This window comes from Flectobacillus roseus, assembly GCF_030056595.1.
Lineage (GTDB): Bacteria > Bacteroidota > Bacteroidia > Cytophagales > Spirosomataceae > Flectobacillus > Flectobacillus roseus.
Window position 1 is genome coordinate 20,229 of record NZ_JASHIF010000004.1, and the last position, 11,895, is coordinate 32,123.

Genomic DNA, 11,895 nt, shown 5'->3' on the forward strand with positions numbered 1-11,895 from the left:
ACAAACTAGTATCTAACCCCAATGTCATGAATAGGCAGGCTATCGTAAGAGTTCTTTTGATGTGTTTTCTAACGATGTTGTTAGGATATATCTTTTTCCAGAGTTTTGCGTCGTTTATACCACGACATTAACTTAAGGGTTAATGACAAATTGTACTTCTTTGAAGTCAAAATACAACAATTCTTCCTCTTCAGTTTCAATCGCTAATTTACCAGTTTGGTCAATTCCGATAATTTGTCCTAAAAAAAGTTCGTCATTTTTTCTGAAGTAATGCCATTCTTGGTATCGGTACATTACTCTGAGGTATTGTATTTTGAGGGATTCATAATATCCCTGTTTTATTTGTAAATAATATTTTTCAATTTTTTCTGCTAATTGACCAAGCATCGTATTTAAGTCATAGCTTTGTGTTGCATTTGCAGCTAAGCTCAACGACGAGGCTGTAGCAACGCCAAACTGAGTTTGGTTAATATTGAGTCCGATTCCAATAACAGAGTAACCAATATTATATCCTTGGAGCGTATTTTCGATTAAGATACCACCTAGTTTTTTGTCATAATGATAAATATCATTTGACCATTTTATCGTTAAACCCTCTGGCAGGTATTGACTCAAAAATTCATGAACACCCAAAGACACCGCTACATTGAGCTGAAATTGGTCTGAAGCACGAAGAAATGTAGGCTTGAGGATCAACGACAAAGTAAGATTCTGGCCTATTGCAGCTTCCCACGAATTTCCTCGTTGTCCACGACCCGTAGTTTGGTGGTCTGTAATAATAATCGTTCCTTCAAAAACCTCTTGCGATTGAATCATTTCAGCCGCAATGTCGTTAGTAGAATGACAAGTTGGCAGATATTTAATAATTTTGCCAGTAAATAAGGTGTTGGGTTGAATTTTGTACAAGGTTATTTCGTAATTTTAGGTTTCTAAATACAAGAAAAACAGGGCAAACATAGCCATATTTCAGAATTATTTGTACAAATATACTAGCCCTACTCCACAAGAGAATAACACATAAAGAATTTAGCATGGTAGATATCACAGCAGAAAAAGAAACAAGTTCAGAAGAACTTTGCAATTTAGTAGTAAAAGGAATGCAAGAAAAGAAAGCATTGGACATCGTAGTGATGGATTTGAGAGGGGTAAAAAATGCCTTTGCTGATTTTTTTGTAGTGTGTGCAGGTACGTCAGATACTCAAATTGATGCTATAGCCGATTCAGTTGATAAAGAAGTATGGGAAGCTACTCGTACAAACCCTAAAAGTATCGAAGGAAAGTCAAATCGTGAGTGGATTTTATTGGATTATTACGATGTAATTGTTCACGTATTCAAGAAAGACAAAAGAGAGTTTTATAAACTTGAAGAACTTTGGGGAGACGCTCAGTTTACCTATATCGACGACGAAGCCGCTTAATCAGCAGTTGTAACCTCTCATAAATGTATTTTACCACTTCTCACGATTCAGCAGCTTAAGAAACAATCTACTTCAACTAGACGTTGATATGTGTAGAGTGGTAAAATTTCAGGATTATGACTATTGCCTAACCTTGTAAAATCAGGGCTACATCTTTTGGGTCATTATCCTAAACCAGAATTATGAATTTAAAGTGTAATTAAAAAAACAATGGCAGAAAATAATAGCGGAGATAACAGACAATCAGACTTCCCAAAAAATTCTCGTCGTCCCAATGTTCCAAGTGGAGGATTTCAGGGTTGGTTAGTAGTAGCTTTAATTATTGCTTTGGTGAGTATTTACTTCCTAAGTAAGACACGTGTGTTAAAAACCATCGAGCCGCTACAATTTGAACAAATGGTATTGCATAAAGAAATTGCAAAATTGACCATTATCAAAAATAAAGACATCGCAGAGATTACGCTTAAAAAAGAGGCTTTACCAAAATATAAATCTGAATTAGGTGACCAACAAGGAAATGGAGTAATGAGCCAGAATTCTGGACCTCACTTTGAATTACCAATCAACTCCGCTTTCTCATTCGAAACTGAACTCAACGATTTACAAAAAGACATTCCTCGCGAGCAACGTATCCACGCTACTTCTGAAGAAAGAACAGGAATTTTTGAATTCTTGATGGGACCAGGATTGCTAATCTTGATGTTTGTCGGAATTTATTTTATGTTCTTCCGTATGGGAGGAGCAGGTGGTCCTGGTGGACAAATCTTCAACATTGGTCGCTCTCGTGCAACATTGTTTGATGGTGAGGCTAAAGTGAAGATCACGTTCAACGATGTGGCTGGTTTGGATGAAGCAAAAGAGGAAATTCAAGAAATTGTAGAGTTCTTGAAAAACCCTAAGAAATTTACTGACCTAGGGGGTAAGATTCCTAAAGGTGCATTGCTTGTAGGCCCTCCAGGAACTGGTAAAACTTTATTAGCAAAAGCAGTAGCTGGTGAAGCAGGTGTTCCATTTTTCTCACTTTCGGGTTCTGACTTTGTCGAGATGTTTGTGGGGGTAGGTGCAGCACGAGTACGTGACTTATTTAAGCAAGCAAAAGAAAAAGCACCTTGTATCATCTTTATCGATGAGATTGATGCTGTAGGTCGTTCTCGTGGTCGTGGTGCAATGCCAGGAGCTAATGACGAGCGTGAAAATACCTTGAACTCTTTGTTGGTTGAAATGGATGGTTTTGCAACTGACTCAGGTATTATCATCATGGCGGCTACCAACCGTCCCGATGTACTCGACTCAGCTCTGTTACGTCCAGGTCGTTTTGACCGTCAAATTTCGGTTGATAAGCCAGACATCGTAGGTCGTGAAGCTATCTTCAAAGTACACTTAAAGCCTTTGAAATTAGCTGCTGATGTAGATCCTAAAGAGCTTTCAGCACAAACGCCAGGTTTTGCTGGTGCCGAAATTGCGAACGTTTGTAATGAGGCTGCTCTTATCGCTGCTCGTCGTAACAAGACCGCGGTAGATATGAAAGATTTCCAAGAAGCAATGGACCGTGTGATTGGTGGTTTGGAGAAAAAGAATAAATTGATTTCTCCTGAAGAAAAGAAAATCGTTGCTTATCATGAGGCTGGGCACGCTATTGCAGGATGGTTCCTAGAACATGCTAACCCATTAGTAAAAGTAACTATTGTACCTCGTGGTATTGCTGCATTGGGTTATGCTCAATATTTGCCAAAAGAACAATTTTTGTATCGTACTGAGCAGTTAATCGACGAAATGTGTGTTACCTTGGGCGGTCGTGCTGCAGAGGACATTATCTTCGGTAAAATCTCAACTGGCGCACAAAATGACCTTGAGCGTATTACCAAGTTAGCCTACAGTATGGTGACTATCTATGGTATGAATGACAAGTTGGGTAATATTTCTTACTACGATTCTAAAGGTTCTGAGTACAACTTCAATAAGCCTTACTCTGAAACAACTGCTCGCGAAATCGATGTGGAAGTTCGCCAGATTATTCAGGCAGCTTATCAACGTACGGTTGATTTGTTGACAGAAAAGCGAGAGAAGTTAGAGATTTTGGCTCAAGAGTTATTGAAAAAAGAAGTTCTTTTCCAAAGCGATCTGGAAAGACTAGTAGGTTCTCGTCCTTTCGAACAGTTAACAACTTACCAAGAGTTTATTAAAGGTGAGGAAGAAAAAGAGAAAGCCCTAGAGCGTCAAAAAGAACAAGACACGGCGCAGGAGCAGCCTTCAGCATCAGAAACAACAAATGTTGATTCTACAGATACAGAAGACACACTTGCTTAAGAAATATTGTACAAAAAGCCCTTCGCCATCGGTGAAGGGCTTTTTGTATTTTTAGGCTTTCTACTTAAATCATCTTTGGTTACAATTACTTTCTTTATCTTCGCACAAAGAAAACTCCGTATTTGATATTTATAAGCATGATTTCTATCCAACTTCATTCCAATAAAAAAATATATTTCGCTTCAGATTTTCACCTCGGTTATCCTACTCCAGAAGAAAGCCTTGCTCGTGAGAGAAAAATAGTTCGTTGGCTTGATCAAATCAGTGCTGATGCGCAAGTGATTTTTTTGGTAGGAGATATTTTTGACTTTTGGTTTGAATACAAAAATGCCATTCCTAAAGGATTCATTCGTTTGCAAGGAAAATTAGCCGAATTATCTGATCGTGGTATCGAACTAATACTTTTTACAGGAAATCATGATATTTGGATATTCGATTATTTTACGAAAGAGATGGGTATCAAAGTGTATCGTGACCCTCAGCAATATAGCATACAAACATCTGGACAAATAAATCCAATGAAGCTTTATATCGCTCATGGAGATGGTTTGGGACCTGGCGACAATGGATACAAAGTGCTAAAGCGTGTTTTTGAAAATAAGGTTTGTCAATGGGCATTTAGTTGGTTACATCCTCATGTAGGTATATCGTTAGCGCATTGGTGGTCAGGTAGCCGCAAAGACCCTGAACGTATCAAAAAGGAGCTAGTTTTTAAAGGGAAAGATGAGTGGTTGTTAAACCATGCACTTGAAATAGAGCAACAACAGCATTTTGATTACTATATTTTTGGACATCGTCACCTACTGCTTGATTTAGCGGTCGGCGAAACGGGTGCTAGATATATCAATCTTGGTGAATGGTGCTATGATTCAGCCGAAACGAGTTATCATTATGCGGTTTGGGATGGTTCAACGATGAAAATAGAATCGGCACTAAACGTATAACTTAAACTGAATCTCCCAAGTGGTGACATTTTTGCCTCACTTGGGATTTTTTATTTAAACAAAAGAGAATCTCTTGAATGTAGATTTTAATACGAAGTTCGCTACTCTTAAATAAAAAATCCGTTATTGATAATCAGTAAATAATTACCTATTTTGCCTTTTTTTGAAACAATTGGACCGATAGAATACCTTCGGTCTAGTTTATTGTTTTACAATTTTCTATAATATCTACAATTTATCCCATCCCCAGTTTATCTATGAAAAACTTTTTGAAAAATGTATTGCTATGTTCTATTGGCAGTTTACCACTGCTAAGTTTTGGGCAAAAGAAAGAACAAGAAACCAACCATTTACGACCTTTCATTCATTTTACACCTCAAAAAAATTGGATGAATGACCCCAATGGTTTGCTGTTTTACCAAGGGAAATATCACCTTTATTTCCAGCATAATCCTTTTGGTAATCAATGGGGGCACATGAGTTGGGGGCATGCCACAAGCTCTGATTTGTTGCATTGGACCGAACATCCTGTGGCTATTCCAGAAGATACTACGATGATATTTTCGGGAAGTTTAGTGCATGATAAACATAATACTTCTGGCTTTTCGACTTCCCCTGAAGGTAGTTTAGTGGCGATTTACACAGCACATATTGATAACAAAAAGCAATCACAGTACATCGCCTACTCCAATGATGGTGGTATGACCTTTACTAAATATGCCAAGAATCCAGTAATTGATTTGGGAAAAAAGGACTTTCGTGATCCCAATGTATTTTGGCACGATGGTTCTGCTCAATGGGTCATGACGGTGGTTTTACCGCTCGAATACAAAGTGCTATTTTATGGCTCGAAAAATCTTAAAGATTGGTCTTTATTGAGCGAATTTGCCAATCAAGGCGATAAACGTAAGCCTTGGGAGTGTCCATCGCTTACAGAATTGCCCGTAGAAGGCTCAAATACCTCTAAATGGGTTCTTATGTTATCCTCAAATGGTTCGACCGAAGGATATACAGGAATGCAATATTTTGTGGGTGATTTTGATGGGAAAAACTTCACAAACCTTAATGCACCCGAACAAGCTTTGTATGTGGACTATGGAAAAGATGTATATGCGGGGATTCCGTATAATGGATTACCCAAAGAGCAAGCAACCTTGGTGGCATGGATGACTAACCTAAATTATACGGGAGATAACCCTACGTTTCCGTGGCGAGGGCAAATGACGATTCCAAGAAAGTTGTCATTGAAAAATACTTCAAATGGTTTGAGACTAGTTCAAGCACCAGCGATTTCTTCAGATTTTTTGGAAAAGAAGGATTCTTTCGAAAAAGAAAATTTCAAGATTAAAAATTCAATAGAATTGAGTGGAGGAACCTTATTTGCAGACAACGCTTATTTGATTGAGGCTGAAATAGAAGTAAAGTCTGCGAATAAAGTAGGATTTAAAATTGCTCAAGAAGCAGACTCATTGAACAATAAAAATAATAAGTTTGAGACAAAGGTATATTACGATACCAAAAAGAAGAGCCTGATTCTAGACAGACTCAAATCTTCTGTAAAAAACCACGCTCAGTTTCCAAGTATCGAAGAAGCTAATTATGAATTGAAAGACGGAATTTTGAAATTACAAATATTGGTAGATAGAATGTCTGTTGAGGTATTTGCGAATGATGGGTTGACAACAATTACCGATTTGATTTTTCCATCAGAGAAGGCAAAAACACTTTCGATTTTTACTGAAAATGGTAAATCTAAAGTGCGAAAATTAAAGATTTGGAATTTGAAAGACAAGTCGAAGTAAGTTAGAGGTTAGGCATTATGCCGTAAGCTAAAAGTTTAAAAATGTTTTATTGAAAATATGAATACGCTTTATTTAAGCAAAAAATGAGTGAAATCAATAGGAGTGAAGGCACAAAGTAATAAAGGCAGAAATGCCTTTACTTCTTTTGATAAAGACAATAAAAAAGCCCTCAAACTTTCGTAAGAGGGCTTTTTGTGGTCCCACTAGGATTCGAACCTAGGACCCCCTGCTTGTAAGGCAGGTGCTCTGAACCAGCTGAGCTATGAAACCTAAAATGAAAATAAAGTGGTGGTCCCACTAGGATTCGAACCTAGGACCCCCTGCTTGTAAGGCAGGTGCTCTGAACCAGCTGAGCTATGAAACCATTTTATTTTGTTGTTGTCGTTGCGTTTAACGTGGTGCAAAATTACGCGGTTGAAATGTATTATGCAAGTCCTTTTCTGAAAAAAAATCATATTTTTTTGAAAGTTTTTAGTAACGTTTTTGTTATCAGATAGTTAAATGATGAAAAATTTTTGCATTTTTTTTAAAAAAACTGCTCGACTTTTCTGAAATTCACCATTTTTAAAGAAAATTCGTATTTATTCCTCTTTTTTAACACTCAAATAGGAGAAAGAAAAATGAAAAATTTCCCAAAAAAACTTCCGAATCCATTTAACAAACGATTTTTACCAATAAACCAATAAAATGAAAGGCTTGTAAGCAAAACTTTCCTTCTATAGAAAAGAAGATTTTTTTAATTCATAAAACCTGATAGATTTGTAACTACAAGAACAGACAATCACTCCTTGTTTTGTTCGAGGAGAATTTAAAACAATAATTTCTTAAACCAACTTTTTAAAAATGATACAACAACTATTAAGTCCAGATGCTATCATCAGTTTAATTACACTTACATTTCTTGAAATTGTATTAGGGATCGACAACATTATCTTTATTTCGATTGCGGCTAACAAATTAGCAGTAAAAGATCAGCCTAAAGCTCGTAATATTGGTTTGTTATTAGCCATGATTTTCCGTGTGGTATTATTGTTTGGCTTGTCGATTATTATTTCCCTACAAGAACCTTTTGTTCACATCGATTGGGGTTGGTTTAAAGCAGGTATTTCAGGTCAAAGTTTGATTCTATTTGTGGGTGGTTTGTTTTTGCTTTACAAAGCTACCTCTGAGATTCACCACAAATTGGAAGGTGATCCTTCTGAAGATCATGTAGACCGTCCGAAAGGAAGTGCAGCAGATAAGTTGACGGCTGTAGTTTTACAAATTGCCTTAATCAATATCGTGTTCTCTATCGACTCGATTTTGACAGCTATCGGTTTGACTCACAACTTACCTGTTATGATTCTTTCAGTTGTGCTATCTATCTTGATTATGATGGGCTTCTCTGGTCCTGTAGGCAAATTTGTTAATGATCACCCATCAATTCAAATGCTAGGGTTAGCCTTTTTGATTATGATTGGCTTTATGTTAATTGCAGAAAGTGCTCATGGCTCGCATGTGTCAATTTTTGCATCAGAAATTGGTACAGTACCGAAAGGATATTTATACTTTGCAATTGCCTTCTCATTGTTAGTAGAATTCTTGAATATGAAGACTCAAAAAGCAAAACCTGTACAGTTGCATGATTACAAAGTGCAAGCTAAAAAAGAAGGTTTGTTGGAAGATGAAGATGAGAAATAAGTCGAAAATAAGGTAGATTGGTCAATTACGACTTGAAACTTTTCAACGAAGCTGTTTAAACTAGGGAAAGAATGCTTGAGTTAAAGTCAATAATATGACTTGTTCTTGATCAATAATTTCACTTAGCAGGTGGATAAATCCACCTGCTAAGTGAACGTTTAAACAGCTTCAATCTCAACAAAAAAGCGAATAGAATACTCTATTCGCTTTTTTGTTGTATAAATACTTAAAGATGGTTCCTAAAAAACAAAAGCCAGCGCTTTTGGGAAGGCTGACTTTTGACAATTGTTATTGGATAATATTATTTTACTTTTTGAGCTGTTTGAAGGATTTCTTTTGCTCCTCCTTGTGGCACACCAAGTAATGTTTTCTTTACTTTTCCGTTGCTATCCATAAAGAATAAAGTTGGGTAGCCTTCTACTGGATACATTTGCGCTACAGCTTCGCCCTCTGCACTTTCATAATCAACTGCTACACTGATGAATTTGCTATTCATAAAATCACCAAGCGCTTTGTCTGTAAAAACTTTAGTCTTCAAATATTTACAAGGACCGCACCAAGTAGTGTAGCAGTCAACAAGTACTAATTTCTTTTCTTGTTTCGCTTTAGCTAAAGCTTGCTTAAAAGTACCGCTGAAAAATTGAATACCAGTAGTACCTTCAGACTTTGATTTAGAAGTAGGGTTATTTTCGGCAAAAGAGTGGATTGTAAATAAAGTAAGTACAATCGCGAAAAATCTTGATTTGAGCATCGTAATGAAATTTAAAGCGTTTGTTAATCTAACGTGAAAATCGACCTTTTTAGTTTCTGATGCAAGAATTTTATCTCAAGTACCTAAAAAAAGCTACAAACGAACCTTATTTGAATATTCTTGGCAAAAATTTGTACAAAACATGGGCTTGTCAAACTTCTGAGCACTGAAATTGTTTAACTTGTAGATGTGTTATTGACTGATTAATTAGGCTAAAATGTGCATAATTGTTCGTCACTTGCTATTCTTTTTTTAAACAATCAACAATCTTACGATGCTTCTGAAATTTGACTTAAATGGTAAAACCCAAAGTGTGGATGTTCCAGAGGATATGCCATTGCTTTGGGTACTGCGAGATACTCTTCAACAAAAGGGAACTAAGTTTGGGTGTGGAAAAGGCTTGTGTGGCGCCTGCACAGTCCATCTCGATGGCAATGCTATTCGCTCGTGCTCAGTACCTGTTTCTCAAGTTCAAAATAAACAAATAACAACTATCGAAGGACTTGGTAAAGGGCAATTACATGCTGTACAGCAAGCATGGATAGAAGAAGGTGTGCCCCAATGCGGCTATTGTCAACCAGGATTTATGATGGCTACGGCAGAGTTGCTTCAAAGAATTCCAAATCCAACAGATACCGATATCGACGATAATATCACTAACATTTGTCGTTGTGGTACATATTATCGTATGCGAAAGGCTATTCATAAAGCTGCTCAATTAAATCAAAAAAGCTAAGAGACCATGTGGAAAGCAACGAGAAGAAATTTTTTGATAAAAACAGGAGCAGGTCTAGGACTTGCCTTAGGTTTGGGTTGGGTAGGTAAAAAAGCTATTCGAGGTTTTTTTGTAGAACAGGCAGATAAGGGCGCTTTAGTGCAATTTAGTACCGATACCGAGCCTCAATATTGGTTTGAGGTACAAAAAGATAATACCATTTTGTTTCATTCTCCTAAAATCGAAATGGGACAAGGAGTGTTTTCGGCCTTGGCACAGATTGTAGCTGAGGAGTTGGAAGTTTCTATAAATCAAATCAAGGTGGTTCATAGTGCAACTTCACATGGCCCTATAGACCCCAATACGACGGGCGGGAGCGACTCTATTTCGAGTACCTTTTCACAATTGTCGATGCTTGCTGCTTCGATGCGCGAAATGCTGCGCGAGCGTGCGGTTACTTTATTGGGAATATCGCTCTCGAACCTTAGTGCTCAGAATGGCTACGTAATAGGTCAAGGCAAAAAGCTGTCTTATGCGCAGATCGTTGCGCAAACTTCAGAATGGTCATTGCCAGATACAGAGCCTACACTGAAAAAGCCTGAAAAGTACCAAGTAATCGGGAAGGCATTGCCAAGAGTAGATTTGGTAGCAAAGGTAAAAGCGGAACCTATTTTTGGGATAGATGCTACTTTTCACGGTATGGTATATGCTGCTGTGGTACGTTCTCCCTATTTTGGTGCTGTTAGAGGTGTCGTAAATGCTCAGGAAGCCTCAAAATCATTAGGAGTAATCAGAGTGGTTGAGCAACCTGAGTTTGTGGCTGTATTGGCAAAAAGCCGATACGAGGCATTAATGGCAAAAGAGAAACTCCAAATTGCTTGGACTAGTCCTACGCCCTTGCTTCAACAAAAAGAAGTAAATGAGATTGTCCAAATCGGTAAAGGCGATCTTACCATTGTACAGGAAAATGGTGATGTGACGGGTCTTGAGGAAGGCAAAGATAATATAAAATTAGAATTCCATACGCCTTTGGGAGCGCATGCCCAGATGGAACCTAATGGCGTGGCAGCGTATTATAAAGATGGAAAAGTAGTGGTCAAAATGAGCACACAGTCTGTCAAAAATACTAGAAATGAAATTGCAGAGGCTACGGGTATTCGAGCAGAAGATATTGACATTCAGCCAACCTTTATGGGAGGAGGATTTGGTCGTAGGCTTTACACCCCACATGCTTATGAAGCGGTAGTTTTATCACAAGAAATAGGGTTGCCTGTTCATGTATTGTTCGAACGAGAGCAAGAGTTTCAGAATGGATATTTGCGTCCACCAACGCATCATAAATTGAGTGCTAAGCTTAATAATGGCAAAATAGAAGCCATAGAGCATCAAATTGCTAGTGGAGATGTTGCCTTTGGTTCGAGCTTAGTGCCAAGTTTTGCACCAACGGTTTTAGGAGCTGATTTTGGTGCGTGGCGAGGAGGCTTATTTCATTATGAGAATATTGCTAATTCAAGTGTCAAATATTGGCGTTGTCAGTTGCCTTTTTTTACAAGCTGGTGGCGTGGCTTGGGACTAATGGCCAATTCTTTTGCGATTGAATCATTTGTGGATGAACTAGCTAAAAAGGCAAAGCAAGATCCTATTAGTTTTAGAATTGCACATATCAAACCAGATGAACGTGGTCAGCGACTTATTGGTGTTTTAAAAGAAGTACAGAAAATTAGTGGCTTTGGTCAAAAAGTACTTCCTGAAGGTCACGCAATGGGTGTAGCTTGTGCAACAGATGTAAATACACCCGTAGCTCAAGTGGCAGAAGTAAGACTTGAAAACGGAGCTATTAAAGTCCTCAAAGTCTATTGTGTCATAGACCCAGGCTTGGTCATCAATCCAGATGGGGTAAAAGCCCAATGTGAGGGAGCCATTTCGATGGGGCTTAGTGCTAGTATGTTTGAGGAACTAAATATTGAAGATGGTAAAGTAACACCGAATCAATATTTACAATATCAGATGGCTCAAATACGAGATATTCCTGACATTGAAGTGTCAATTTTGTCTACTGGTGATGCACCACGAGGAGTAGGAGAGCCTCCTATGGGACCAATAGCCCCTGCTATTGCCAATGCCGTAGCGACTCTTACTGGAACTCGAATGACTAAGATGCCCTTTAAGCAATATCAGTTTAGTTAGGTGTAATATTGAGTGAATGGTGATTGAGAGAATGAGTGATTGTTTTTAATATGAATTTTACTAGTAGAGACGCAATGCTTTGCGTCTAAAG

Annotated in this window: 9 protein-coding genes and 2 tRNA genes; 7 read left to right on the forward strand and 4 right to left on the reverse strand. The window is 37.8% G+C overall.

Features of this window, described 5'->3' with window-relative positions:
• Positions 1–132: 132 nt before the first annotated feature.
• The gene (locus tag QM524_RS04935; RefSeq protein ID WP_095167963.1) at positions 133–906 is read right to left on the reverse strand and encodes a biotin--[acetyl-CoA-carboxylase] ligase; all 774 of its coding nucleotides are present in this window, start codon (positions 904–906) and stop codon (positions 133–135) included.
• A 125-nt stretch (positions 907–1,031) separates the two neighbouring features.
• Here QM524_RS04935 and rsfS point away from each other — a divergent pair, with 125 nt between their 5' ends.
• The 4 genes from rsfS to QM524_RS04955 all read left to right on the forward strand — a co-directional run bounded on the left by rsfS (position 1,032) and on the right by QM524_RS04955 (position 6,471).
• On the forward strand, positions 1,032–1,418 hold the full coding sequence (gene rsfS / locus QM524_RS04940) for a ribosome silencing factor (RefSeq protein ID WP_095167965.1): 387 nt from the start codon (positions 1,032–1,034) through the stop codon (positions 1,416–1,418).
• Between the two features lie 210 nt (positions 1,419–1,628).
• The gene (gene ftsH, locus QM524_RS04945) at positions 1,629–3,725 is read left to right on the forward strand and encodes an ATP-dependent zinc metalloprotease FtsH (protein WP_095167967.1); all 2,097 of its coding nucleotides are present in this window, start codon (positions 1,629–1,631) and stop codon (positions 3,723–3,725) included.
• Positions 3,726–3,862: 137 nt separating this feature from the next.
• The gene (locus QM524_RS04950) at positions 3,863–4,669 is read left to right on the forward strand and encodes a UDP-2,3-diacylglucosamine diphosphatase (RefSeq protein ID WP_095167969.1); all 807 of its coding nucleotides are present in this window, start codon (positions 3,863–3,865) and stop codon (positions 4,667–4,669) included.
• Positions 4,670–4,926: 257 nt separating this feature from the next.
• Positions 4,927–6,471 (forward strand): glycoside hydrolase family 32 protein, encoded by a 1,545-nt coding sequence (locus QM524_RS04955; protein WP_283343735.1) that lies wholly within the window; start codon positions 4,927–4,929, stop codon positions 6,469–6,471.
• Between the two features lie 195 nt (positions 6,472–6,666).
• Here the strand turns inward: QM524_RS04955 and QM524_RS04960 are convergent.
• Both QM524_RS04960 and QM524_RS04965 read right to left on the reverse strand, forming a co-directional pair.
• A tRNA-Val gene (locus QM524_RS04960) sits at positions 6,667–6,741 on the reverse strand.
• Positions 6,742–6,757: 16 nt separating this feature from the next.
• Positions 6,758–6,835 (reverse strand) — tRNA-Val (locus QM524_RS04965).
• Between the two features lie 482 nt (positions 6,836–7,317).
• Here QM524_RS04965 and QM524_RS04970 point away from each other — a divergent pair.
• Complete coding sequence (locus tag QM524_RS04970; RefSeq protein WP_388045227.1) at positions 7,318–8,151, forward strand: TerC family protein; 834 nt, start codon at positions 7,318–7,320, stop codon at positions 8,149–8,151.
• 301 nt (positions 8,152–8,452) lie between these two features.
• On the opposite strand, the gene QM524_RS04975 is transcribed toward QM524_RS04970, so the two are convergent.
• Positions 8,453–8,902 carry a thioredoxin family protein gene (locus QM524_RS04975; RefSeq protein ID WP_095162007.1) on the reverse strand — a complete coding sequence of 150 codons (450 nt, stop codon included), beginning with the start codon at positions 8,900–8,902 and terminating at the stop codon, positions 8,453–8,455.
• Positions 8,903–9,176: 274 nt separating this feature from the next.
• Between QM524_RS04975 and QM524_RS04980 the strand changes: the two genes are divergently transcribed.
• Entirely contained in the window at positions 9,177–9,638 is a 462-nt protein-coding gene (locus tag QM524_RS04980; protein WP_095162005.1) for a (2Fe-2S)-binding protein, read from the forward strand.
• Between the two features lie 6 nt (positions 9,639–9,644).
• Positions 9,645–11,804, forward strand: a complete 2,160-nt coding sequence (locus tag QM524_RS04985) for a xanthine dehydrogenase family protein molybdopterin-binding subunit (protein WP_283343737.1) — start codon at positions 9,645–9,647, stop codon at positions 11,802–11,804.
• Positions 11,805–11,895: the final 91 nt, after the last annotated feature.